Annotated in this window: 22 protein-coding genes, 1 tRNA gene and 2 pseudogenes; 7 read left to right on the forward strand and 18 right to left on the reverse strand. The window is 57.1% G+C overall.

Annotated elements, in window-relative coordinates:
• Positions 1-194 precede the first annotated feature (194 nt).
• The 14 genes and pseudogenes from MMB48_RS10165 to MMB48_RS10230 form a co-directional block, all read right to left on the reverse strand.
• On the reverse strand, positions 195-566 hold the full coding sequence (locus tag MMB48_RS10165; protein ID WP_230581170.1) for a hypothetical protein: 372 nt from the start codon (positions 564-566) through the stop codon (positions 195-197).
• A 931-nt stretch (positions 567-1,497) separates the two neighbouring features.
• Positions 1,498-1,884 carry a hypothetical protein gene (locus MMB48_RS10170; RefSeq protein WP_136527184.1) on the reverse strand — a complete coding sequence of 129 codons (387 nt, stop codon included), beginning with the start codon at positions 1,882-1,884 and terminating at the stop codon, positions 1,498-1,500.
• On the reverse strand, positions 1,872-2,744 hold the full coding sequence (locus MMB48_RS10175; RefSeq protein ID WP_032743637.1) for a hypothetical protein: 873 nt from the start codon (positions 2,742-2,744) through the stop codon (positions 1,872-1,874). The genes MMB48_RS10170 and MMB48_RS10175 overlap by 13 nt, the downstream gene beginning before the upstream one ends.
• A gap of 124 nt (positions 2,745-2,868) precedes the next feature.
• Positions 2,869-4,443, reverse strand: coding sequence for a SpaH/EbpB family LPXTG-anchored major pilin (locus MMB48_RS10180; protein ID WP_032743636.1), 1,575 nt, complete (start codon positions 4,441-4,443; stop codon positions 2,869-2,871).
• A 190-nt stretch (positions 4,444-4,633) separates the two neighbouring features.
• Positions 4,634-7,018: a VWA domain-containing protein gene (locus tag MMB48_RS10185; protein WP_032743635.1), complete on the reverse strand. Its 2,385-nt coding sequence runs from the start codon at positions 7,016-7,018 to the stop codon at positions 4,634-4,636.
• Between the two features lie 760 nt (positions 7,019-7,778).
• Entirely contained in the window at positions 7,779-8,147 is a 369-nt protein-coding gene (locus tag MMB48_RS10190) for a transposase (RefSeq protein ID WP_235685106.1), read from the reverse strand.
• Positions 8,039-8,902 carry a transposase gene (locus MMB48_RS10195; protein ID WP_235685098.1) on the reverse strand — a complete coding sequence of 288 codons (864 nt, stop codon included), beginning with the start codon at positions 8,900-8,902 and terminating at the stop codon, positions 8,039-8,041. The genes MMB48_RS10190 and MMB48_RS10195 overlap by 109 nt, the downstream gene beginning before the upstream one ends.
• 5 nt (positions 8,903-8,907) lie before the next feature.
• Positions 8,908-9,132, reverse strand: a pseudogene (locus MMB48_RS11740) (ISL3 family transposase); the annotation flags it as partial.
• An 85-nt stretch (positions 9,133-9,217) separates the two neighbouring features.
• Positions 9,218-10,210, reverse strand: a complete 993-nt coding sequence (locus tag MMB48_RS10205) for an exonuclease domain-containing protein (protein WP_050496211.1) — start codon at positions 10,208-10,210, stop codon at positions 9,218-9,220.
• The gene (locus tag MMB48_RS11745) at positions 10,191-10,466 is read right to left on the reverse strand and encodes a PolC-type DNA polymerase III (protein WP_080714679.1); all 276 of its coding nucleotides are present in this window, start codon (positions 10,464-10,466) and stop codon (positions 10,191-10,193) included. The genes MMB48_RS10205 and MMB48_RS11745 overlap by 20 nt, the downstream gene beginning before the upstream one ends.
• A 108-nt stretch (positions 10,467-10,574) precedes the next feature.
• Entirely contained in the window at positions 10,575-11,339 is a 765-nt protein-coding gene (locus MMB48_RS10215) for a hypothetical protein (RefSeq protein WP_032743632.1), read from the reverse strand.
• Entirely contained in the window at positions 11,336-11,548 is a 213-nt protein-coding gene (locus tag MMB48_RS10220) for a hypothetical protein (protein ID WP_032743631.1), read from the reverse strand. The genes MMB48_RS10215 and MMB48_RS10220 overlap by 4 nt, the downstream gene beginning before the upstream one ends.
• A 278-nt stretch (positions 11,549-11,826) precedes the next feature.
• Positions 11,827-12,273, reverse strand: a complete 447-nt coding sequence (locus MMB48_RS10225; RefSeq protein ID WP_060620157.1) for a hypothetical protein — start codon at positions 12,271-12,273, stop codon at positions 11,827-11,829.
• 370 nt (positions 12,274-12,643) lie between these two features.
• Positions 12,644-13,423 (reverse strand): NYN domain-containing protein, encoded by a 780-nt coding sequence (locus MMB48_RS10230; protein ID WP_136527183.1) that lies wholly within the window; start codon positions 13,421-13,423, stop codon positions 12,644-12,646.
• A 500-nt stretch (positions 13,424-13,923) separates the two neighbouring features.
• On the opposite strand from MMB48_RS10230, the gene MMB48_RS10235 reads away from it, so the two are divergent.
• Positions 13,924-14,070 (forward strand): hypothetical protein, encoded by a 147-nt coding sequence (locus tag MMB48_RS10235; protein WP_154536770.1) that lies wholly within the window; start codon positions 13,924-13,926, stop codon positions 14,068-14,070.
• Complete coding sequence (locus MMB48_RS10240) at positions 14,067-14,294, forward strand: hypothetical protein (RefSeq protein ID WP_032742388.1); 228 nt, start codon at positions 14,067-14,069, stop codon at positions 14,292-14,294. The genes MMB48_RS10235 and MMB48_RS10240 overlap by 4 nt, the downstream gene beginning before the upstream one ends.
• On the opposite strand, the gene MMB48_RS10245 is transcribed toward MMB48_RS10240, so the two are convergent.
• The 4 genes and pseudogenes from MMB48_RS10245 to MMB48_RS10260 all read right to left on the reverse strand — a co-directional run bounded on the left by MMB48_RS10245 (position 14,270) and on the right by MMB48_RS10260 (position 17,050).
• Positions 14,270-15,487 carry a tyrosine-type recombinase/integrase gene (locus MMB48_RS10245; RefSeq protein WP_032743626.1) on the reverse strand — a complete coding sequence of 406 codons (1,218 nt, stop codon included), beginning with the start codon at positions 15,485-15,487 and terminating at the stop codon, positions 14,270-14,272. The genes MMB48_RS10240 and MMB48_RS10245 overlap by 25 nt on opposite strands.
• 169 nt (positions 15,488-15,656) lie before the next feature.
• Positions 15,657-15,730: transfer RNA gene (locus MMB48_RS10250), tRNA-Gly, on the reverse strand.
• 238 nt (positions 15,731-15,968) lie between these two features.
• Positions 15,969-16,361: pseudogene (locus MMB48_RS10255) on the reverse strand (alpha-amylase family glycosyl hydrolase); the annotation flags it as partial.
• A gap of 140 nt (positions 16,362-16,501) precedes the next feature.
• On the reverse strand, positions 16,502-17,050 hold the full coding sequence (locus MMB48_RS10260; protein ID WP_032743625.1) for a holo-ACP synthase: 549 nt from the start codon (positions 17,048-17,050) through the stop codon (positions 16,502-16,504).
• Between the two features lie 313 nt (positions 17,051-17,363).
• Here MMB48_RS10260 and MMB48_RS10265 point away from each other — a divergent pair, with 313 nt between their 5' ends.
• The 5 genes from MMB48_RS10265 (at position 17,364) to MMB48_RS10285 (ending at position 23,974) form a co-directional block, all read left to right on the forward strand.
• A complete protein-coding gene (locus MMB48_RS10265) occupies positions 17,364-18,434 on the forward strand; it encodes a LacI family DNA-binding transcriptional regulator (protein WP_032743623.1) in 1,071 nt (356 codons plus the stop codon).
• A gap of 111 nt (positions 18,435-18,545) precedes the next feature.
• Positions 18,546-19,871 (forward strand): extracellular solute-binding protein, encoded by a 1,326-nt coding sequence (locus tag MMB48_RS10270; protein WP_032743622.1) that lies wholly within the window; start codon positions 18,546-18,548, stop codon positions 19,869-19,871.
• Between the two features lie 12 nt (positions 19,872-19,883).
• A complete protein-coding gene (locus tag MMB48_RS10275; RefSeq protein ID WP_032743620.1) occupies positions 19,884-20,885 on the forward strand; it encodes a carbohydrate ABC transporter permease in 1,002 nt (333 codons plus the stop codon).
• Positions 20,886-20,900: 15 nt separating this feature from the next.
• On the forward strand, positions 20,901-21,863 hold the full coding sequence (locus MMB48_RS10280; protein WP_032743619.1) for a carbohydrate ABC transporter permease: 963 nt from the start codon (positions 20,901-20,903) through the stop codon (positions 21,861-21,863).
• 212 nt (positions 21,864-22,075) lie between these two features.
• Positions 22,076-23,974: a glycoside hydrolase family 32 protein gene (locus MMB48_RS10285; RefSeq protein ID WP_050496208.1), complete on the forward strand. Its 1,899-nt coding sequence runs from the start codon at positions 22,076-22,078 to the stop codon at positions 23,972-23,974.
• Positions 23,975-24,394 lie beyond the last annotated feature (420 nt).

Here is a 24,394-nt window from a genome sequence, read left to right on the forward strand (position 1 = left end):
GCAGCAAAGCCTCGAGCATATCGACCTGCCGCTCCAGCTCATCGATACGCCGTATTTGCTGAACAATCAGCAGGTCACGTAAATCATTGTTCTGCTCTTTGCGGGAGATGGGGAAGATGATGGCGCGGCGTTCGGGGGATACGTGGAAATCGGATTCGCTGCCGGCTTTCGCCGTAATCGCGGCACCCTCCGCCTCACGCCACTCGTTCGAAGTATCTGACGTTCCAGCGGTTCCCGATCGATAAAACTTCGAATGTGATACCCCCCCCCCGACTGTTTTTCTCGGCGGGTTCCGGCGCTTCGGCACCCAGGATTTCATCCTGTGCCTCGCGCCAGCGGGCAAGGCAACGTTCGATGCGCTTGTACCCGATCAGGGCGGAATCGAGCCCGGCCTCACGGAACAAACGCACCGGTGAGGCACCTTCGTTATAACGGGTCACGCAATACCGTTTGAAGTCGTCAGTGTAGGTAATGCGTTTCGAAGTGGCTTCCGCCACCGCCGGCAACGACTTCAGGTACTTGATCTCTTCGGGGCTAAAGGCCCCTCCACCGACAGTCATTTTCATCCCCTACACTCTCTGGAAGGTTCGTCCGCACCCCTAAATATGGGGGCATGTCATAGTTTGGGATGATAGTACTTGTTATACGGACTTTTCTAACCCCTAGTAGGGTAGGTTTCATCCCCGATAAACTGCTCCTTGCCTCATTGCCGGCACTCCCCCCTATTATCACCCTTGCGGGAAGGTGCAACATATGCCGCTTTTCTTACGTGAACCGGTGGCCGGTAGATGACGGTGGCTCCGAAATTTCGGATGGAACAAGTTTTTGCGTCAATAACACAAGTTTCCCCTCAAACACGGCATTTCTAGTACCCATTGACACAAGTTTCTGCGTCAATAACACAAGTTTTAGGTACTATGACATAGATTTCTGTGTCATATGACACGAGTTTCGTCCCGATAGCATGCTTTTCACGTAAAATAACGTACGCTTCAAGCCGATAACACAAATTCTGGTTTTTCACTGTTTGTGTTGGAGGACTGTGGTGCGAGGCGATGGCTACGGAGTGAATTGGGAATCAGGGCCTTTCGCCTGTCCGTCACAGTTCCATGGCCGCAATCTCCGTAAGTTACCTTTCTCAATGAACAACGAATAACTCAAATTTCTGATACTACGACATCGCTTTCGTCGAGGAATAATACAAAAGATTGAATAGTATCTCACGTGTTTCGGATTACTATTCTACAAAGAATCAACCACTTATATGCAGTAAAAAAACTCTTATAATGGAAAGAGTGCCTCTAACTGCCTATGAACCCCTGTTCCGAAAGAGTTATGAAAGGGCTATTCCAGATTTGAAGCTCTTTATTGAACGGTGATTTTCAGCCTCATCAAGCCTTAATCTAATCAAGATCGACTCGATCAAATAGTAGGTGACTGTCAGTCCCAAGGAGTGACGGTCACCTTTTTAAGATATCACGATATCGATTTAAACGATTATTCGTCACTCGAATGAATCAATTCACTGGCAACCATAAAATCTGTTCGAGATCGATTATGCAAAGTTAGCACATCTTGAAGGCCAATAGTTGCATTGTCATCCCCCAGCAGACTTTTTACTAAATCCGCATAGGGATCCCCTGCCAACATATGAGGACAAAGTCGATGATTCGGTCTCATAAGACAGTCGAGATACAGGTATCCATAATAATTCATGTACGGGAATATCCTCGTAGCTGCAGGAATAGTCGAGGGACAATTATTACCGATATCTGCCACTCTTTTCTTATAGTCATTGAGGATCTTATCACGCTTCGATGTATTACGACCCGTTACTAATGCATTTTTATATTCATCCCATGCATCAGCCGTCAATTTTTCCAAGAGCACATTGAAATCATCAACTGTTTTTTATAAGATTTTTTCTTCGGCAGGCTTCCGAAGAAAATCCCAAATTGTTTCGACTTAAGAAATGCTAATAACGCATCAGCAGCCGTACGTTCCGCAATCTTCTTACAGCCATCAGTCTTTCCTGAAGCGAAATCCATCACACCTTTGAAGAACAGGTAGGGGATTTGCCCCCATTGCGAGGCATATCCAAGATGATTGCCTTCCATCTCATAGCCAATCGTCTTATATTTGCCTCTGCGAGCAACATTCTCCCAAAAAGCGTCATAATCTGCAATCTGCTCGCCACAAGCTACAGGGCCGATATGCACATTGAATGAACCGCCCGGCATAGTATTTTGCTGTTGCATCATTTCAATAACTTCTGGCTGAGTGGGAAGTTGATCAATTCTTGCATGCACCACAAAATCATTGACAACCTGATTAAGCTTTTTGTACACTGGAGATGTATTTATTTCCGGTAGAAATTCTCCGTTCTCTTTTTTTCCTGAATCAAGTGAATATACCGAATCTGCAACAATAACATCACACAAATGGGTACGTTCAGGATCTCCCGCACATACACCACACATGGTCAACATCGAAGGGTGATAAGTATCATTGATATGATTAATTACCGGCGCAACTGAACTTCCCTCATTGGCAGCTGAAGCTAACATAATTTTCAGCAAATGTGATGAATCCGTTTTTAAAACACCAATACGAACAACGCCAATTTGGCTATCACAATTGGTTTCCCAATTTATATCATAAAAATCTTGTCCTATTTTCTCGACGGCAACCCCCTCCTCAGCTAGGGCTGTAATAATCACAATATCTATATCATCCATTGCCATATTGCACCTTTGATTCTGGTTATGTCGAATTTGAAAAAAGGAGGCGAGCGAGGTTGGCACTTCACTCGCTTCCAATTGGGGTCAATTCACTGATGAATTAGACCACGCGTTCATTGCTCTCGATTCACGCGTTGAGGGCGCGCTTGGTGGAGCGGGACTTGGCGAACACGGTCGCGGCAACACCGGCGAGGAGCACGGCGACCACGGTGAACAGCATGGTTCCGGCGGCACCGGTGAGCGGCAGCTGGGTGATGGACTTGACGTTCAAGACCGTCTTGTTGGTCGTGTTGACCTGATGGAGCGTGTCAACGGCCAGAGTGCCCTCGCCGCCGTTCGTACCGATGGTCACGGTGAAGGTGACCTTGAAGTTCTCGGCGTAACCGGTCGGGGCCTTGGTCTCCTGAACGGTGTAGGTGCCTTCGGCGAGGCCGCGGACAGCGACCTTACCAAGGGTCTTCTGTGTTCCCTTGCCGTCGGCTGAGGTCAGGGTCTCGTTACCGTTGGCGTCCGGGTAGTAGACGCCGTTGGCGTCCTGGGAGAACTTGATGAAGGTCTTGCCTTTATCGGCGGAAACCTTGAACTCGGCACCGGCCAGGCCCGTGGCGTCGTTGCCGACACCGATCTTGGTGAAGTCGAACTTGCCGAGCTTCTTGACGACAGTCGTGCCTTCGCCGGTCTGGTCGTTATTGTTCTTCACGGTGGCCGTGTTGGTCACCTGGTCGACGGCGTCAGAGGTCACGACGCCCTTGTAGGTCACCTGGATGGTCTTGCCGGCGTAGTCCTTCACGTTCGGGAACGCGATGGTCGTCACGGTGCCGTTCTCGTCGGAGGCGGAACCGTTCTGGGTCAGCGTGTAGTCGGTGTCCTTGGCCAGGGTCTTGTCGGTGCCGTCGGTGTTGCCTTTCTTGACGACGACCGTGAAGTTGGCGTTGTCCTCGGCCACGTTGAGGCCCTTGGATGCGGCATCGGTGATGGTGTACTTGTAGGTGTCGTAGCCGGCTGCTGCGGGCGGGACGACGGCGGTGATCGTGTAGTTCACGGTGTCGCCCACGTTCACGGTGCCCTTGCCGTCAGCCGTCTTGGTCGGCGGCGTCGGGACGTTCTCGTCCTTGGCGTTGAACTGGCCCAGCGTGTCGATGTTGTGCTGGCCGTCCTCGGTGTTCAGCGTGATCTTCGTGTAGGTCTTGCCACCGTTGGTGATCTGGGTGGCAACCAAAGCGGACTTGCCGGCCGTCTTTGCCGTGCTGGTCACGAGGAACCAGCCCTCGGTGGCGGTGATCACGCCGTTCACGGCGGCAGTGCCCTGCTCGCCCGCGGGGATGCGCTTCGTCAGCTCGTCGGTGAACCTACGGGCGGTGGCGGCATCGAACGTGGCCACGTACGCGGCCGGGTTCTCGGCGTACTCGGCGGGAACATCGTTCTGCTGGCCGCCGTTGGCCGCGTCGGCCGCCTGGTACACGGCGTCCTTCCACGCGGCGACGGTGTTCACTTCGACGGACGTGGCATTCGGGGCCGTGCCCTGGACGTTATCGAACGTGGCGAACTTGTAACCCGTGTACGTGTAACCCGCCTGGGCGTTGTTCACCGTAATCGTGGCCTGGTCAGTATCCGCCGCGTTGGCGGTGGCGGCACCGAACGCCATGCCACCCAACAGGGTCGCCGCAGCAGCGACGCCCGCGAAAAGCTTCCTCAACTTCATGAGAAACCCTCTCTTCCTTAACTTGTTTACTACTTGTTTTCTGCAATCACGGAGGCTAAGAACCCTTTTTCACAAGGGGCTTCGCAATCCGCAAATCTTTAATTGCTCTTTTCGGTCTGAGGGAAGTCTCCTGCGCCCCCAGTCCGGCTCCGCCGGCCAGCTCCCCTCAGGGAGGGGAGCCAGGAACGGGCTAGACGAGTTGACGCTTGCGCCACACCGTGTAACCCGCAGCAGCCAACAAGGCCATCAGACCCAGGCCACCGCCACACACCAGCCAGTCACGGGCCGAACGACCACCGGTCAACGGCAGGGAAGACACAGCGATGTACTTGTTCATGAACGTCGGGTTGTTGTCGTTCACAGTCGCCGCCCACTGGCCGTCATCGTTCTTGGCAATGGTCACCGTCACCGTCTTCGTGCTGCCGTCGTAACGCCAGCCAGCTGGGACATTGGTACGGTCCTCCGTCACATTGAACTTGTAGACGAGCTGCGTGGCGTTACCGGTCGGAACCCTGAACTTCAGGTCCCCATTGCCGAAGCCAACCGTCGCGCTCGCGCCGCTAGCAGTCAATTCGCCCTTGGACACAGTCGTAGTCAGTCCATTGTTGACCAAGCCGGTAACGTCAGCACACTTACCAGCATTCGCATCCGTGCTATCCACGCACTTCAGGTTGAAGCTGAAGTCCGAATTAGCAGCATGTCCCTGCACAACCTTCGTCACCTTGACATCCGAAGCGGGCAAGGCCACGTAAGAAGGTGTGTTGGTTACCGTGAAGGCACCGGATTGTGCGGTCAGACCTTGTAGCTTGAGGTCAGTCTTATCGACCTTGGAGTCATAGCCTTCAACCTTGACCTCGGAAACCGAGTATGCGTGCCCCTCAGGGCCGGCAGACACCGTAAACTCGTGAGTCCAGTTGCCGGCGGCATTCAGCGTTGCTGAACCATTGGCATAATCCCTGCCGTCCTGCTTGAGCTGGACCTGCACGGAATCATCCGCGTGATTCTCGCTGCCGTCGGACCAAGTCTTCGTCACCGTGATCTTGGAGACCGGAAGGGTGATGGTCGGCTTCTGCGGGTAGAGGGCGGTCTGCGGATTGCTCGTCGTCGTGCCGCCCTGCGAGGAGGTCACCACGGTCCTGTAGCCGACAGTAGCCCCGGGGTTGTCGTTCGTGAAGTAGCTGTTCGCGTTACCCTTGTTTGGATCGTCCGTGTTCGCCTCATCACTCGCGGCGTCCTTCTCAGGGGTTGCCGAGGCAGCGTTGTCGAACGCAGCCTGCGTCGGCTTGACATTGAAGCTCACCGTGTAGGTGACGCCGTCCTCAAGCTTGCCGCCGTCGGACGTGACCGGCCAAGACACGGTGCCATCAGCCGCAACCGTCGCCTCCGGGGCACCAGCCCACGCCGCGGTCTGGCCGTGCTGGGTCTTCGTGTACGTGAAGCCCGCGGGCTCTCCATTCACGGAGGCGCCGTCGGAGCTCACGACCCAGCTGGACAGCTTGTCGTGAATCGTCACGTCGGCGTACTCTGCCGTCTTGGTGATCTCCTGGCGGATGGACTCGAAGATGTTGTTCAGCTGGTCGGCATCCGTGGCGGCCTTGTAGTAGCTGCTGTTGTCGGCGCGATTGCCAAGCCTGTTCCACGCCGTGGCATTCGGATAGTTACTGGAGACAGCGTGCATATAGGCGTTAAAGCGATTGTTCCAGTTGGTTGACGTGTTGTTCGGGTTCGCGTCGCCGAACACTCCGATGGAGTAGACGGTTGCTCCCGCATCCTTAAGCACCTTCGCGTTTCTCACCGCACCATTTGCAACCGAATTCTCGAACTCATTACTACTCGTCGGTTGTCCGTCCGTGAAGAAGATAATAACCTTTTTCGCATCGGTGCGCGCGTTCTGCAGTGCGACTCGAGCTTTCTGAAAACCGTAGTCAGCCTGCGTGGCTCCCGCAGCGTTCAGCGAGTCGACTGTACTTGTCAGACCATTAAGATTCGACGTCAGATTTGTCACAATCTGGGAGTTGTTATAGCGCTGCCCCCAACGATAATCCCAATAAGTGTCGTTACCCACATTATCGGAAGCAGTACCGGCAAACTTCACCAACGCGATGCGGTTCTGCAGGTTCTGGTCGGTAATCTTCGCGTTCTCGTCGGCCGTCGCCTTGATGAAGTTATTGACCGCGGTCTTGAGCGAGTCAATCTTCGTAGGCTGGTTCCAAGCAATCTTTTCGGCCATCGAACCGGACACATCCAGCACCAGCACGATGTCGAGCGGCTGGTTCGTCACGATCTCGCCCGTACCCGCGCTCTTCGCACCGGTGACGTTCAATGCCACCTTGTACGTGCCGTCTCCATTGGCGGTAACGGTCTTCTCGCGGGCCGGAGCAGACAACGTCGGATCATCTGGCACACCGTTTGTTCCCTCGGTGGAAAGAGGAGTGGGCACGCTGGCGGCCGCCTTCTCATCGGCGGTCTGCGATTGTGTTGTGGAGGCATTCCCATCGTCCGCCATGGCGGTGGCGCTTACCCCAGCCACGCCGGCGACGCCGCCGAGCATCGCCACGGCGGCAACGACGGCCACTAACCGCTTGCCTCTCCTGCCCGCTGCGGCCTCTACCGCTGCGAACCATTCTGCAATTCTCTTCATAGCCTTGTCCGTCTCTCTTACAATCGCGTACGCCAGAACCTGGCGTTACACGTACAAGGCGTTATGCTATTAATCAGAAAGTGCGAATGCGTCCACCCGGATAGGGGAAGATTCTTACCCGATATTGGTAAAGACCTTGGAATTTTCGGAAAGTGACACCCCGCCGCCCCCCCGCGATAACGCACCTTTTCTTCTCGACGGGGCGTGTCGTTCCCACCATCCGGGAACGGAGGCGGATTTGCCACCGCTACGTGGGGTACGGAGTTACCAACGACCGTCAGTATGCCACTGCTCCGTGTGCGTGCAGTATCACACACCATCACACACCGCTACGCATACGCGGAGACACACTACATGTAATTTCTGTGAACGCAAACATACGACTCACCGAGCGGTGTGTGATGCTGGTGATGGCTGGCGATGATGGCGCGGGCGGTGTTGCGAGCGACGCTTTGGTCGCGATCCTATATATGAGGTTCGTAAGGTACGGATCTACGTTACATCGCGGGCGGAAAAGGCCTTATTCCTTGGTATACCGCTGTTGGCTAATTCGTGCTACTGCCCTATATCCTGATTTTCGGTGTTTTCAGGGTATAGAAAAATCCCCGTAGAGCATACTATGCTCTGCTTTTGATGATTATCGAAACATAGAACATGCTTTGGCTCAATCGTCATATGCCCGAAGTGGCAACAATTACAAGTTATCCCGCACCATCGCAACGACATCATGATTGATTTTGTTGATGCCGGGGTCGGCAAGCATCTCATCAAGAGTCATCCAGCGGCAGTCCTTGGCACCAACATGGAACTCAGTGAAACGCCAGGCGTCAGGCATTACCGTTACGCTAGCGCGGTATAGCGTGTATTCGTAATAACGGAGGCTTCTGCTGTTTTCGTGGGTTAGATTGCGGGTTGTGGTAGGTGCATGTCGAGTCCGCCGTATCGGAGCCATGGTCAGGGCGATGAGGTTGTCGACGTGGTGGAAGCCGTAGGCCATGCGGATGGCGGCCTTGATCCGGTTGTCGGACGCCTCGAGCCTGGCGTTGGAGTAGCCGAGTTGGATGGTCCTGAGGATGTCGGGGCGTCAGCGTCGGATCTTTCTGGAGAGTTCGACGATCTCGGGTATGCGGCTGCGCGAGGCCCGGAACACCCAGTGGTCGAGTTCGCCGCGCGCCTGGTCGAGGGGGGTCTGAGCAGGATGCACAGGAGTTCCTTGAGCTGCCAGGCGCGGTAGAGCCGGCCCTTCGGGTCCGTGTTCCCGATGGCGCCGAGCGCGTCGTTCTGCCGGTCGGTCGGGTCGTCCGGGTTCTTCAGGACGGCGTACTTGGCGCCGCGCATGCGCTTGGTCACCTCCTCGTCGCCGGCGCGTCTCGCCTGGTTCCACAGGCGTCTGCGGACCTGGTCGAGCGCGCCGGTCATCCAGGAGACGATGTGGAACCCGTCGAGCACGCGTTCGGCGTTCGGGCAGTGCGCGGCGACGCATGAGTCGATCCAGCGGGCCCCGTCGCCGGCGACCACGCGGATGGACGCCTTCCGCTCCTCGGCGAGCCGCCGGAAGAACAGGTCGAACACGTCCCCGCCGTACCCGTCGTGCGCCCAGACCACGCGGTGACGCTCGTGGCCGACGACCACCGTGATGTACGTATGGCCTTTGCGGTGGCTGGTCCCGTCCACGCCGATCGCCGTCAGCCCGTCGAACGGCGACGGCATCGCCGTCCTGAGCCGATCCGCGACCCTGCGGGCGATGTCGCCCGCGGCGCGCCACGCCACGTGCAGGAACCGCTGACGGTCTTCCGGTTCGCGACGCCCATCAGCCACGCGCACTCCGCCTCGAAATCCCTCGTGAACCGGCTGCCCGGTTCCGCCCACGGCACCCAGGCGACCACGACGCCGCATTCCGGGCAGTCCACGCGCGGCATCGAGGCGACCAGTCCGACGCGCCAGCAGCCGAAATCCTGATGACGCCAGCGACGCACGCCGCCGCCTTGGCCGTAACCGTGGCGTCTCCTGCCGCCCCGGTCACATCTGCGAGCGCCAGGGCTTTTCATATCAGAAACTAGAAATCTTGTAAGAATAAACAAAAACACCCCGGTCGCTCATCTGCGAGCGCCGGGGCGTTTGTGACTGTTTGCCCTATCGAATGATTTTTGCTTTTGCGTTGAAGTATGGGGCAGACCCGAATTCATCGTGCTTGGTTGCGGTTAATTCTATTGTTCTACCGTCCAGGGCGGCGATGGTTTCATACGCTTTCATTCTGGAGCTGAATTCTGCGAGAATTTCGCCGTCCTGAGTTTTCAAAACGATGCTGGGCTTAGTTCTGTCATCGACGGCCAATACGCTGACTTCTTTCGCATCTAGGTTTCCGCTGGGTATTTCCAGAATCTTTTTGCAAGCTGGTTGCGTGATTTTGAATTTCAGTTGGCTTTGCGTTGGCGCTTGGGCGATGCTGTCCCCCAGCATGTCGTAGAACACGTCTTCGCTGATGATGTTGAGGTCTTGTCCGGCGAGTTGGAGTTTTTCGGCCTTGAGCCATTTGCTGCTTTTGGAGCCTTTGAGGGCGGCATTGTAGTCGGTGCTGCCGGTGATGAGGTAGTTGGTGTCTTTGGTGACGGTTTTACCGTTGATGCCACCGAGGTTGGTGACGGCCTGTTGTGCGTTGGCGCGGGTCATTTTCTTGAGTGCGCCGGTGAATACGAATGTGAGGTTTTCGAATGCGGGATCAGGGGTGACTTCGTCCTGTGGGGCTATCTGCAGCAGTTGATCTCCGCCACGGAATAGCGAAGATAAGCCTCTGCGGCTGCGGCCATCTCCGGCCGGGAAGGGAATGCCGTTCTCATTCATGTGCCGAATCATCCACCGATAGCACGCGATGGTCTGTTCCACATCGGCGAGCGCTCTATGCTCTTGGTCTTCGGCGATATCGAATCTGACGATGAGGTCTTGCAGTCGGTTGTGACGTTCTTCGGGGTAGAGGTATCTGGCGAGCCGGAGGGTGTCGATGAAGTCGTTGCCGACATACTTGCCACAGATATCTTCGGCGTTGTCATAGAGGAAATTGATGTCGAAGTTGACGTTGTGGCCGAGAATCAGGCCGTCGCCCATCCAGTCAAGGAATTCGGAGAGCACGTCGGCGAGCGTTGGCGCGTTTTTTTACCATGCCGTCGTCGATTCCATGGATTTCGGTAACGATATTCGGGATATGGCGACCAGGGTTGATGAGTTGTCCGTACCGGTCGATGGGTTGCCCGTTTCGGACTTTGATGGCACCGATTTCGATTATTTCGTCCAATCGTGGGTCATATCCCGTGGTTTCGAGGTCCAAGGCTACGTAATCTTTTCTGTCGGCCAGTACGCTGGCCCCTTTGTGTTCTCTGGGTATCATGCCTCCAACCTCGTTGTTCGTTCGGCCGACTCGATGCGGCTTGATTAGGTTCAAGCGCCGTATATACGGAATCGCCCCGGCCGCTCTTTGCGAGTGCCAGGGCGGTTTTCAGTATTTGGTGAGTCGACTTTTGGTGTCTTCTCGTTCGGGTCGTTGTGGCGGTGTGCCGCTGTCGAGGTATCCGTTTTGCGAGAGGGCTTGGTATGCGATGTCCGGGAATTCGCATACAAGGGCGCTGATTTGGCGGGTGCGGTATTCGGCCCGGCTCTGTTCGATGGCTTGCTGCCATTGCGGCTGTGCGTCGATGCCGAATTCGTAGATTGCCATTTGTAGGACGTCTTCGAGTCCGGGGCGGAATCGGTCTCCTCCTACCGGGAAGTGGAGGGAGGAGAATGTGGGGAAGGTTCCTTTTTCAAGGAACGCTTTTCGTCTGTTCTTGCCCTGGCTTTTGCTGCCGCATGCGAGCATCGCTTTCGTGGCGCTGTCGTTGCTGGCGTGAATGTTGATGTGGGCCGCGGGAATGGCGCTATGGGGGTCGCGCACGAAATCGTAGTGGATGATGGGTGCGGGGTCGCTTTCGGCTCGCAGCGTGATCGCAGACTCATCCACTTGGAGGTATGAATTCGAGTCGCGGCAGGAGCATTGGTAACGGTACGAGAGGCGGAGTATGGTGCTGCCGCCCACGGTGAGAGAAATGCCTTGCGGATCCCGCGTCTTGATCAGATAGCTGGCGCTGCGTTTTTTGCGTGCGCCCTGCGGGTCGGCGGTGTATTGCCCGTCCGACGGTTGGCCGAGAACCTCAGTGAGCATGTTCTCGAGTCTCTGGGCGAAATCGATGGCCTGTTCCTCGGTCTGGTCGGATTCCGTGCTCATCGGCCCTCTAGGAAGTCGAGATCCTCGAGGTCGTACAATGCGATGCGCTCCTCGAGAGTAAGTCCGATGAGGTCGCGCTTCTGAGAAAGCTGTTCACGAGTGCCGTACTTGCCTTCGAGGACATTCCTGCGCTTTCGGATTTCCTCGCTGTCCAGCATGACCGGCCTGCCGATTTTATGGGCCTTTGGAGCCACCGCCACTGCAGTCATGTCAGTCTCCTTTCGGCTTGTCATCACGTCTCCGTATGCTCAATTTACACACTTTTGATGAACTTATGCACATTTTCGGCCAAAATGTGCATAAGTTCGGCTCATTCAGGTCGCCCGCGCGTGTCGCAAAATGATACGGATGTGGCACCATGAGTAACGCATGTATGACGGTGAACTCCACCAGATGGCTGCCGAGCTCAACGCCCCTCGTTCTCTCACCCGCCTCTATGCGACATATTTAGATTCTACCGTTCGACAGGCGAGCGCTGGAGACGTTTTTATTTGTTCTGCTCCATTCGTTGTTTGAGTTGTTCTGGGGTGAGGCTTGACAGTGACGGGTCTCGTCTGAGTCTCTCCGCTACGTTGTGGTCTCTCTTGAATCTGATTATGTCCATTGTCTCGTATCCTTCATGTTTCAGGTATTCTTCGAGCAGTGTCATGGGGTATTCGAACTGGGCTCCGTCCCTGATGTAGGAGTCCGCTTCTTCCATGCTGTCCACTCCGAACCATTTACGGAGCAGTTCGTACATTTTCTGCTTGTCTGCGCCAAGCTCGGCGAATGCCGCGGTGGCTCGTTCCATATCACGGCGAAATTGGCGACTCGCCCCTTCGTTGCTCATATCGGCGTCATGCCGACCGGCCATTTCGCGTGCGAAGGCCAGACCATTGTCTTTGACCCATTTCACGATTTTGCCCATTTTTCCGTTCTCTCGTTCCGGCATCATGCCCCCAACCTCGTTGTTCTCTCGGCCGTCTCGATGCGGCTTGATTAGATTCTACCGCCGTATATACGGAATCGCCCCGATCGCTCTCTGCGGGCGCCGGGGCTTTGGCTTGACGGAATCAGGGTATTCAATGCGATGATCAGCGCGACTATTGTGCATGTCAGGAAATCGGTGCTCAATCCGCCAACGAAAATCAGCAGGGCGAATATCCATACTCCGATTGCCAGAATACGGAACATGACCATACCGATGGTTCGCCTTTGTCTGCCGATCGATCGGGCATGAAAAAACCCCGTCGCCAGTGGCAATCGGGGTGGGTACAATGGTAAATATACCTTGGTAGGCGTATGTCGTCAAGTATTCCAGCATGTCACCATTCTGCTGGCTTACGCGCAAACACGTATTTTCCGTCGACCATTCCGTTGACTTCATCGGGCAGTTGGTGAGCTTTAAAATCGGCTGGAGAGAGAGCTTTGTTCCAGCTGCCAATTCTGTTCTGCGCATTACGGAATGGTTTCAGACTGCCCGCGATCGGCCCTTTATGGGGATTCAACACTCCAACAGGTATACGTTCTCGCGCAATGCGTATGGGTTCCGACAGATCGGAGTCGTTAGTCAGAACGAGAGCTGCATCGATTGTGTTCTCGTACATGTCGCGCAACAGTCTTGAAGCCACATTTACATCGGAGCCCTTCTCCTCAATTCGTTGTATATCCACTCCGACATGGCCATTCCGGAGTGAGATGGGCCAATTCTGTGGACCGCGTGGCATTATCCTGCTGAACTGCTGCGCCGTTACGCTCAGCAGTTGAGGCACTCGGCTGCGTGATAACTTATCAACCATGAAGGCATAATTGCTGCGAACTACGTAATGCCCCAAAACGATTTCATCTACCGAACCAGACGCACGCAATGCTTTCAGATAGAAATTCTGGTCAATCGCCGCCGACTGCGAGGAAGAGGCGTTCACACGAGCGGTGCAATAGACCACCGTCAGAGAGGCGTTGGGATCCCAATACTGCGCATACGGCTGTAGCATTCCACGTATGTCAAGCCATCGCCATTCAGGCGTCGAACGCCCCATATGCGAACGCATTCCGTAATACAGATTAAAGCCATCTATATAGGTTCCCACGCGAAATTGACTCATAGTTAACAATTCTACTGGTTATTATTCTAAAATTCATCTCCACTTTTTCCGGCTGGCGTCCGACGCAAAAACAACGGCCAGACGCTTCCTTGTCGTCTTATCATTATCCTGATTTTCTACCGGTTTTACATGCACTTGTTACACCATGTGCGAGTAATGGAGAACATTCGAATAGGCACATCCAGATCTTTGCCGTTCTGACTTGCATAACTTACTTAGTTGAGCTATAATTATTATGTAAACAAAAACGGAACAGTGGAAGGAGGTGAGACATGGATGAGGTCTGGAAAGCGATAGAAGCCATCGGCTCCCTGCTTGTCGGAATCGCCGCAGTCATCGCGGCGGTGAAATCCAAAGGCGATGAGCCGTCACCCGTACCGAAGCCCAAGCCGCCGCATATACGGCGAAGGCCTCGCCGGTAGTACAAGAGCCGCAGATTCCGAATAGTCCTAGTATCCGGAGCTGCGGCTCCCTATCCCCAGACTAATCCATGGAACATCATGAACACAACAAACGCATACAGGCTCGTCTCGCTGATATGTGGCGCGATGTGCCTCATTCTCGCCATCGGCGGTCAGGCCATCGCGGCCGGAACCTTCGGCATGGCCGCCGGGGTGTTCGGCTATCTGTCGGGAGGCCGGAAATGAGCACCGCAAGATATCTCAGCCTCAAGGAGGTCGGCGAGCGCATCGGCACGAGCAATCCGGCCGCGAGGGGGTATCATCTGCCGGAACCGGACGCACTGATCGGCACGACTCGCGGCTGGCTTCCGGAGACAATCGATGCGTGGAACGCCGCCCGCCCCGGTCGTGGTGCGGGCGGCGGAAGGCCGCGCAAGAATCGCAATCAGGCCGATTCCCCCACCGCCTGACGAGCCTTGTCGGCGAGCGCCGCAAGGCTTGCGGCGGACCAGTGGGTGTATCCGGCCGTCGTGCTGATTTTTGCGTGGCCCATCATCGCTTTTCTCGCGTCTTCCGGGGCTCCGGCTTCGGCGAGGTGCGTGGAGAAGAAGTGGCGGGCGCTTCGGATGGTGACGTAGGGCAGTCCCGCGTCTTCGAGAGAGCGTTTCCAGCGCCGGCGTTCCACGGTGTTGGTGAGCGGGTGTCCCTCGCGCGTGAATATGAGCTGGCCGGGCTGGCGTTGCCTGCGTCCGACGAGCGCCCAGAGTCCGAGCCACGTCTGGTTGCTGACGGGAACGAACCGGTTGCCCTGCTTGCTTTTTGGTTCGACGAGCCAGAAGCATCCCTCGTAATGGCGGGAGCGGAGCCAGTTGGGCACTTCTGCATCGGATCTGAAGCGTTGGAGCTCCCACATGATCTGGATTCCGTGCACGCCGTCGACGGTGGCGAGCTCTTCGGGCAGGATGGCGAATCTTTCGGCCTCTCTCATGCCGGTCTCGAACATGATGTTCCACATGAGGCTCCACATTTCGCGGTCGTCGTCGGTATCTGCCAGGTGGCTGTATTTGCGACGCTTGGGGTCGAGTGCGGCCTGCGCCGCCCGGGCCGGCTGTCCGGGTTCGAGGATCTGGGTGGGCTGCAACTCATAGCGCGGCGGTGTTGCGGCGAGCGCCGGGTTCGATGGGATGAGGCGTTCGCGGACCGCTGCATCGAGCACCTGCCTGAGTCTGAGATAGTGGTTGTGGACGGTTTTGCTTCGGTGTTCCTTGGCGAGTTTGGCGCACATTCCGTCGATGGTGGCGGGGGTTATTCTGTCGAGTCGCATTCCGCCGATGACGCTGCGGATGGTGTTGCAGTCGGATCGGTAGGTTTCGAGGGTGCGGGGTTTGACGTTGGGCGCGATGGTGTTGAGCCATCGGTCTATCCACACGTCGAGGGTGGGGACGTCTGCGAGGGGCAGATCGCCTTCTCGTTGAAGTTTGTCGAGCTTGGTCTGGAGTTTTTGTCGGGCGGCGGTCTTGGTCTGCGCCTGCGCCTCGATCCAGCGGCGTCGTCCGGTTCGTGGATTGACGCCGGCGCTCTTCTTCGCGTGCCAGACTCCGTTGTCGTCGCGCCATTCGCTTCCGCTTCCGTTGGGTCGACGGGTGTTCTTCTGCTGTGTCATGGGCTTCAGGCCTCTTCCTTTTCGTGCGGTCGAGGTCAAACATTAGGTCAAACATTTCGGGCGGAAATTGGTGGACTTGGGCGGAAAACTTGCATCGGCATGTTTTCCGCACCGAAAACACCGAAGGCCGCAAACCCAAGTAATTCCAAGGGTTTGCGGCCTCTTTCAGTGGAGCGGATGACGGGAATCGAACCCGCGTAATCAGTTTGGAAGACTGAGGCTCTACCATTGAGCTACATCCGCGTTAAGCGTCGCTTTTGGCGACTTGAGTTATTATACATATTTCTTCGAGGATGGCAAACGCGTGTGGTTGCAGCAGGACCAGCCAATCTAGTTGATGGATTGCGGCTTTGCCGAGGACTCCCCTCAGTCGCCTACGGCGACAGCTCCCCTCAGAGAGGGGAGCTAGAAACCGTCGAAATCACAAATGGGTGAGCTGAGACTCGTATGGTTGGAGGTCGGCGTCCATCGCGTCCAGAATCACGAACCAGCAGTTTTCGGGCAGCGAGTCGAGCTTGTCGATTTGGTTCTTGAGCAGACGCACGTCGCGGCTGGCGAGCGCGCTCCACAGGTTGACCATGATGGAGACGTTGTATAGCATGTGGCACTCGGGGGCCTCGGGCGTGCCGAAGTAGGCGGCGAGGTCTTCGTTGGTGCCGAGCTTCGGGTCCACGGTGTCGAAGTCCTGGACCGCATAGCCACCGTCGTTGTTCGGGTGCGGCATGTCAATCAACGGCATCAAGTGCAGGTAAGTGAGCTTCTGCTCCTTCAAGTACGGAATCTTGTCGGCAAGTTTCTTGAGGTCGCCGGCGAACAGGTCGGTGTACATGGTCATGCCGAACATATCGCCGCGCTTGCACCAGTCCGGATCCTGCCTGTGCCGACTGGTTGCTTTGAGCCACCGGAAACTCCTTTGTCTCTATCCGTTGCCCGCATCAATCGTTTGACGTATTGTATTACAATACATCAAACCGGTTCGATAATCACAACCCAAGACTCGCCGAGCCACCGGCGCTATTCCACAGAAATCGTCACCACCGCGGAAGCAATCGGACCATCGTGGCTCAGAGAAATATGGATATGCGGCATCAACCCCGCACCGAGAGCCGAGCGCTGCGCCGAACGCGCATTCCGCCGCTCCTGCATCACTGCATAAGGCCCGTTATCGGAAGCAGGGGAACAAGCAGAGGAATAGCGAGCGCCGGCAGCCGAATTCGCGTAATCAGTTTGGAAGACTGACGCCGCCCCCTTACCCAGAGACACATGCGGCACACCACGGGAATCATCCAAGATCTCGATTTCAGGCCACGGGAAATTATCAAGCGTGAACGGATAGGGGGCATTGCCAAGATAATCGCACCACGCTTTGAGGAACGCCTCCTTGCCCGCCCATTTGGCGGCCAGATGGACGGCCTCGTCATCGTTCTTCAGCCGTGCACGATCCGCCGCCTGACGTACCTCACGAACGGAAAACAGCGAGCGCATGCGCGAGCCGGATTCAGACAGCTGCTCGGCGAATGCGGCGACGTCAACCACGTCATGACCCAAACCAAATGTGCCCATAGCACCCATTATCAGCCATTCAACACGTTTACAACACATCCAGAATAACGAGGTTCACACGGAACGCGGCATCCACAAACGAAAACCCTCGGCCACCCCGCAAGCTGAACTCTGAAAGTCAACACCAAGTCAAACTTTTGACCAACGGTTGGCACAGCGTAAAATGGTGATATTCCAACCGACACTCCGATACGTAAATCGATTGACGTCAAACGTTTGACTTTTTAACGTGGTTAACATAACGATCCAATGAAGGACAACTTCACAACAACCAACCACAACCAGCCAATGAAGCCAGCAAGGAGGTAGAACCGTGGTCACAATGAAGCAAATCGCCAATCGCGCCGGCGTTTCCATCTCCACCGTCTCTCTGGTGCTCAACAACCGCGATATCGGCCGCGTCAGCCCCGATGTCGCCGAGCGAGTCCGCGCCATCGCCGACGAACTCGGTTACCTGACCAACCGTCTGGCCAGCGGGCTACGCACCAGCAGTAGCCGCACCATCGGATTCCTCAGCGACGAAGTGGCCACCACGCCGTTTGCCGGCCGCATGATTGAGGGCGCGCAAGACGCCGCCCGCACACTCGGATATCTGCTGCTCACCGTGGGCATCAACAGCGGAGCCAAAAGCTCCGATCGCGAAATTCTCACGCTGCGGCAGTTCGGCGTGGACGGCTTCATCTACGCACGCATGTTTAACCAGAAGACGATGCTGCCTCAATCGTTGCAGGGCTGCAAAGTGGTGCTCGCCGATTCGACCGATGCCGCCGAAGTAGCGCCCAGCATCGTGCCCGACGAGCACAGCATTGGATTCAAGGCCACAAGCCATCTCATCGACGCCGGCTGCACCCGCATCGCCTACGTGGGCACCATGCACAATATGGTCGCTCAGCCCGGGCGAGTGTCCGGCTACATCGACGCCCTCTCCGAGCACGGCATCTCGTTCGACCCAGAACTCATGATCAACATGGACACCGGCAGCGACGCCGCCGCCCGCATGCCCGCGTTCTTCGACAAACACCCGGATGTCGACGGCTTCTTCTGCTTCAACGACACCCGCGCTTGGGCCATCTACACCGAGGCCACCCGTCGCGGGCTGATTATCGGCAAAGATATCGCGGTGGTTGGCGTCGACAACCACCAGGTTGTGGCCGAAGCGCTGGATCCGCCGCTTTCCACTGTGGAACTGCCGCATTACGAGATGGGCTACTGGGCAGTAGGTAAGCTGGCCTCGCTCATCGAAGGCGAGGCACCCGATCCCTTTCCTCGTGCCGGATACCCGGTCGAGAAGGTTCAGCCGCCGCCACTGAGCGAGCAGTCACCCCAGATTGAATGCCAGCTGCGCATCAAGCAATCCTGGGTCCGGCCCCACCCCCAGCGATAGCCTGCCCAAAAATCACGCATCTATCCTACTTGATCCGGTTTCGACTGTATGTCGAACCGGTTCGACCCCATTATTCAAGGAAGAAAGAAACAAGAGATAAGGAGGAGCATCATGCCCCATACCATCCGACGCTCAGCCGTCAAAGCTCTGGCCGCAACGCTTGCCATCGCAAGCCTTGTGACCGTGGGCGGCTGCGGTGAGGCGGAACGCGCGGCGGCGAAAGCCAACGCCAATGAAATCACCATCTGGACGCACACGGCAGGCAGCGAAGCCGAGCTTGCCGGCGTGCAGCAGATCATCGATGACTACAACGCCAGCCCAGACAAGAAGGCCACCGTCAAACTACAGTCCTTCCCGCAAAGCTCGTACAACGACTCGATCATCTCCGCCTCATCCGCCAACAACCTGCCCTGTCTGATCGACGTGGACCAGCCGAACACCCCGTACTGGGCGTGGGCCGGCATCCTCGCCCCGCTCACCGACAAGGACCTGTTGTCCCGCGCCGACGACCTGATGGAATCGGCCAAGGGCACGTGGAACGACGACCTGTACACCGTCGGCTATTTCGATGCCACCATCGCCCTGTTCGCCCGCAAGTCGGTGCTGGACAAGCTCGGCGTCCGCGTGGCTACGGTCGACGAGCCGTGGACCAAGGCCGAAATGGATGACGCATTGGCCAAGCTCAAGGCAAGCGGCGAATGGACCTACCCGTTTGAAATCGGCACGGCCGATAACAAAAGCGAATGGTATGCCTACGCTTACGCACCGATTTTGCAGTCCTTCGGCGGCGACCTGGTGAACCGCACGGACTACCAGTCGTCGGACGGCGTGCTCAACGGCAAGGAAGGCAAGGAATTCGCCCACTGGATGCGCGACCTCGTGGCCAAGGGCTACATCTCGTCCAAGGGCGGCTCCGACACCGCGCTCGACTTCGTGAACAATAAGTCCGGACTGCTGTACGGCGGCATTTGGTCGATGAGCACTTTCCAGAAGTACGCCAAGGATTACGACGACATCGTGGTTATGCCGATGACCGACTTCGGCCACGGCTCGGTGACCGGCGGCGGCTCGTGGACGGTCGGCATGACCCAATCCTGCCCCGCACCTGAAGCCGCGCAGGACTACATCCGATTCTCCCTGCAAGACAAGTACATCGCCAACATAGCCAAGGCCGGTATGAACATCCCGACCACCGAAGGCGCACAGAAGCTCGTGCCCGAGTTCTCCGACGGCGGCGACATGCAGATCTTCACCGAGATTTCGAAGAAGTACGTCAAAATGCGCCCCGAAACCCCGGCATACAATTTCATCTCCACCGAGTTCCGCAAGACCATCGGCGACATCATGAACGGTGCCGACGTGGACACCTGGCTCGACAAAGCAGTCAACCATATCGACGGCAACATCCAAGGCGCCGACGGCTACCGGAAGAACTGAGAGGGACCAACCATGACCACTGCAACATCAACCGCAACCACTCGCGGTACGTCCGGTACCGGAGTCGGTGCCGACAAAACCGGCACCCCCGGAACCAGCGCCGGCAAAACCGGCACCGTCGCCACGCGCCGGAAGTCCACCGCCGAACAGCGCCATGAGAACGCCGTCGGCTGGGCGATGCTTCTGCCCGCATCCATCCTCCTGCTGCTGTTCATCGGCATTCCGGTGATTCTGGCCTTCGGACTGGCATTCACCAACGCGCGCACAATCAGCCCGAACCCTACCCGGTTCATCGGCATCGACAATTTCACCCGACTGTTCTCCGACCCGACGTTCTGGTACGCGCTGCGTAACGTGGCCGTGTTCGCGGTCGTCGTGGTGCCCGTCCAAGCCGGGCTCGGCCTGCTGCTCGCCGTGCTGATCAACAAGCAGGTGCGCTCCTCCGTGTTCTTCCGCACGGTCTACTTCCTGCCCGTCGTCACCTCGATGGTGGTCGTCTCCCTGCTGTGGATGTTCATCTACCAGAACGACGGCATGCTCAACCAGGTCATGGCCAAACTCACCTTCGGGCACTGGCAGGCAGTCGACTGGCTGAACGACCCGCGCACCGCAATGGGCGCGATCATCGTCATGTCCATCTGGCAAGCGGTGGGCCAGCACATGCTGATCTGGCTGTCCGGCCTGCAGACCATCCCCGGCGAACTGTACGAGGCCGCCGAACTGGACGGCTGCAACGCCTGGGAGCAGTTCAAGAACGTGACCTGGCCGTGCCTGCGCTCCACGCGCAACATGATCCTCATCACCATCACCATCGCCGCGATGAGCCTGTTCACTCAGATCAACATGATGACGCAAGGCGGCCCGCGCGACGCCACCACCACCGTGGTGTTCGAGGCTGTGCGCTCCGGCTTCCAGCAGCAGGAGATGGGCTACGCCTCCGCGATCACACTCGTGTTCTTCTGCATCATCATGGTGATCACCGGCATCCAGCGTTATCTGACTCGAGAGAAGTAAGGAAAGGGACTGACGATGAGCAACGCAACAACTATGGCCGCATCCCCGCAGGCCGACCAAACCGCGCACGACAAGCGCACGTCGAAAGAAGCCAAGAAAGTCGCCTACAAGCACAACCGGCTGTCCGTGGGCGGGTGGATCGTACGCATCCTGTTCGCCTGCCTGTTCGCTTTCCCACTGATCTTCATGGTTGTCAGCTCGTTCAAACCGGACGATGAGATTATGGCGGACCTCGGCTCGTTCAAGGCGTTCCTGCCGGTGGGGCACATTTCGCTCGACAACTACGCGCAGGTATTCACCCGCGTGCCGGCCTCCACCTTCCTCATGAACTCGGTGATCATCACGCTGGTGACCGTGGTGCTTGGCGTAATCGTCAACTCGATGGCCGCCTTCGCCATCCAACGTCTGCAGGTGCGCGGCAAGAAGATCATCTTCACGTTCATTCTGGCCACATTGATGGTGCCGTTCGAGACCTACGCGATTCCGCTGCTGTGGTGGGTCAACCAGCTGCCGCGCCCGGTGGTGGACCAGTTCGGCCTGTACTTCACGCGCGGATGGATCGACACGCTGCCCGTGCAGATCGTGCCGTTCATCGCCAACGCCTTCTCCGTGTACCTGTACATGCAGTATTTCGAGACGATTCCTAAGGATCTCGACGAGGCCGCCCGCGTGGACGGTGCCGGCTGGTTCCGCATCTACTCGCGTATCGTGATGCCGCTGTCGGGCCCGGCCACCGCCACCGTGGTGATTTTGAGCTTCCTGCCCATGTGGAACCAGTACGTCTGGCCGCTGATGGTAGTGCAGTCCGAGAGCCTGAGGCCCGTGATGATCGGCGTGCAGTACTTCCAGCAGATGACCACGTCGTGGGGTCAGATCATGGCATACAGTTCACTGATCACCGTGCCGATCATCATCGTGTTCGTGATCTTTCAAAAGCAATTCGTCAGCTCAATCGCCTCTTCGGGAGTAAAGGGCTGACGCGTTAAGCAAACAGTCCTGTGGACTGTTTGTAGCGTCAGCCTGAGCGAGGCGAAAGCCAAGCGAAGGCAACACTGAGCCTCGCTGAAAGCGAACCCACAATTGCAGGGCCGAAGGCGAATCAATACGTGCTGGGTGGGATTTCCCTTTTTGCCCATCCGGCGCCTTTATATCCAGCAATTCCCGGTATCGAAAACTCAAGGAGTCCTCTTATGACCATCATCAATGCCGATGGCTACACCGCGTTCGAGGCGTTTGCCGAATATTCCGGAGGTGCCAATGCTGCCCCGGCAACCCTGCGCTTGACCCCGGCAAATCCGAACACACCACCGATCGAAGCCCACCTGACTGCCGCCGACCGTCGCATGCGACTCACCCTGCCAATCAAGCCCGGCGAGCAATACGCACTACGTTGCGAAGGCCTGACGCTGGGCTTTGCGTACCTGACTGGAGGCGCGAATCTGCTGGATCGAGGCATCCGCATCATCACCCCGGATACGCGCGCCACCGCGCACCGGCCGAGCGCACATTTCGAACCGGCCCAGCACTGGATGAACGACCCGAATGGACTGTGCCGTTTCCAAGGGCGCTACCACATGTTCTATCAGTTCAACCCGTACGGCTGGCAGTGGGACAGTATGCATTGGGGCCACGCGGTCAGCCGCGATTTGGTGCACTGGACAGATCTGCCGATCACGCTGCTCCCGCAAGAAGATCTGAGCCGTGACGGCTCGCTGAGCGGCGGGGCATTCTCCGGTTCGGCCGTAACCGTGGACGAGACCGGGCATATCGTGCCCGGCGATGAGGCGAGCGCCATTCGCATCTTCCTGACCCGTCACTGGGAGTGCCGCGGCGACCCCGGCTCTGTGGTGGAAACGCAGACCACAGCCATCAGCACCGACGGCCTGTCCTTCAGCCCGGAGACCACGGTGATTCGCCGCCCGAACGAAGATTTCGGCCTTGATTTCCGCGACCCGAAAGCTGATAACACGTTGTTCGATGGTACCGCGCTTGCGGGCACTCCCACTATTGTGGTGGCCACAAATCTACCATCCGGCGAGGCACCAGCCGCAGGAGACTCCGGCTCCACGCCGCGGCCGGAAGGCGAATACTGGTACGGCGATGGTGCGTTCGCCGCCGCCGGGGAGCAAGAGCCTGACCCAACCCGCACGCCTGCATTGGCATTGTTCCGTGCCACCGACACCAATTTAGGCAAGGCCGCATGGGAGTATGCCGGTCCACTGCTGTTCGAGACGGGACTCGCCGAAACCTATACCTACGAGTGCCCGGATGCCTTCTCGCTGGACGGCTCGGCGGTGGCGGTCGGATCGATGATGAAACTGCATGATTCGACCGGTCGTTTCCAGCCAATTCGCTGGTACACAGGCGTTATCGCGGATTCGCTCGACGCTCCGCGTCTGGACGTGCAGCACACCGGTTGGTGCGATTTCGGCTCATGCTATTACGCGGTGCAATCCTTCCTCGATCGTCATACGTCGGTGAACGGCACCGACGTGGACCGTCGTATTGCCATCGGCTGGTTGTGCGACTGGTTCGGCGTACGCATCGAACGGCCTGACTATGCCAATGGCGTGATGAGCCTGCCACGCGAACTGCACGTGGTCGATGGTCGGCTTATCTCTCGCCCGATCCAAGAGGTCTACGACCTGTTGGTGGGCGATGTTCTTACTGCAACGCCAGCAGGCAATAGCAATACGTTCCAAGTGCCCAATCACGCTTATTACGCGGATATCCGCCCCGAACTCGGCTCCGCGTTCTCTGCGACACTGGTTTCGGGCACACGCACTCAGCCGGATGGAGCCACGGCCGAGGTCTCGCTGCGATTGGTCAGCGACGGCGCTGCCGTGCACCTGACCTCCACCGGCCTACCGACTGACAGATTCGACTATGTGTCCGCCACCAAGCAGATCGAACGGGTCGAGGTCTTCTACGATCACGGTGTGGCCGAAGTGTTCGTCAACAACGGCGAAGACGCAGGCGCGATTCTCTTCGATTGCGACACTGTCAACGCCCCGGATTTCACCACCGAGCTGACCGTCACGGAGCTCAGCGGGACTATCACCGTCCACGAGCTGCGCAGCACCCGCTAAAACATAACCCATATCTCAGTCGAGGGGCGTGATCAGCGCCCCAGACATCTATCTGCGTTCAAAGAGGTACATTCGGGGTCTTGCGGAATGCTATCTGCTTTCAAAGGAGTACCTAGACTGCAAAACTGCGAGTATGGTCGTTGGAATATCAACGCTCATACTCGCGATGTCAGAGTTTCGATACCCCTTTGAAAGCAGATAGTATTCCGCAATCAGGCAAATGTACCTCTTTGAACGCAGAAAGACCCTCCTTTGAAGGAGGGGCTTTCGTATGTTCTGCATATTTCTCTCACTGAGTTTGTGCCAGCGAGAAAGCTCCAGGGGGAACTCCCCTCACCCGCTTCGCGGGAGCTCCCCTCAAAGAGGGGAGCCGAGATCCGGTGCGCTACTGGCTCCCCTCAACCGAGGGGAGCCAGAGGA

The organism is Bifidobacterium sp. FKU (genome assembly GCF_026016385.1).
Lineage (GTDB): Bacteria > Actinomycetota > Actinomycetes > Actinomycetales > Bifidobacteriaceae > Bifidobacterium > Bifidobacterium infantis.

Coding starts and splice junctions, on each gene's coding strand:
- MMB48_RS11745 (WP_080714679.1), bottom strand. CDS start 10,466: ATGATACCCAGAGAACACAAAGGGGCCAGCGTACTGGCCGACAGAAAA.
- MMB48_RS10260 (WP_032743625.1), bottom strand. CDS start 17,050: ATGGGCACATTTGGTTTGGGTCATGACGTGGTTGACGTCGCCGCATTC.
- MMB48_RS10240 (WP_032742388.1), top strand. CDS start 14,067: ATGAGCACCGCAAGATATCTCAGCCTCAAGGAGGTCGGCGAGCGCATC.
- MMB48_RS10235 (WP_154536770.1), top strand. CDS start 13,924: ATGAACACAACAAACGCATACAGGCTCGTCTCGCTGATATGTGGCGCG.
- MMB48_RS10215 (WP_032743632.1), bottom strand. CDS start 11,339: ATGAGCACGGAATCCGACCAGACCGAGGAACAGGCCATCGATTTCGCC.
- MMB48_RS10225 (WP_060620157.1), bottom strand. CDS start 12,273: ATGATGCCGGAACGAGAGAACGGAAAAATGGGCAAAATCGTGAAATGG.
- MMB48_RS10220 (WP_032743631.1), bottom strand. CDS start 11,548: ATGACTGCAGTGGCGGTGGCTCCAAAGGCCCATAAAATCGGCAGGCCG.
- MMB48_RS10165 (WP_230581170.1), bottom strand. CDS start 566: ATGAAAATGACTGTCGGTGGAGGGGCCTTTAGCCCCGAAGAGATCAAG.
- MMB48_RS10280 (WP_032743619.1), top strand. CDS start 20,901: ATGAGCAACGCAACAACTATGGCCGCATCCCCGCAGGCCGACCAAACC.
- MMB48_RS10180 (WP_032743636.1), bottom strand. CDS start 4,443: ATGAAGTTGAGGAAGCTTTTCGCGGGCGTCGCTGCTGCGGCGACCCTG.
- MMB48_RS10175 (WP_032743637.1), bottom strand. CDS start 2,744: ATGGCAATGGATGATATAGATATTGTGATTATTACAGCCCTAGCTGAG.
- MMB48_RS10245 (WP_032743626.1), bottom strand. CDS start 15,487: ATGACACAGCAGAAGAACACCCGTCGACCCAACGGAAGCGGAAGCGAA.
- MMB48_RS10230 (WP_136527183.1), bottom strand. CDS start 13,423: ATGAGTCAATTTCGCGTGGGAACCTATATAGATGGCTTTAATCTGTAT.
- MMB48_RS10275 (WP_032743620.1), top strand. CDS start 19,884: ATGACCACTGCAACATCAACCGCAACCACTCGCGGTACGTCCGGTACC.
- MMB48_RS10270 (WP_032743622.1), top strand. CDS start 18,546: ATGCCCCATACCATCCGACGCTCAGCCGTCAAAGCTCTGGCCGCAACG.
- MMB48_RS10285 (WP_050496208.1), top strand. CDS start 22,076: ATGACCATCATCAATGCCGATGGCTACACCGCGTTCGAGGCGTTTGCC.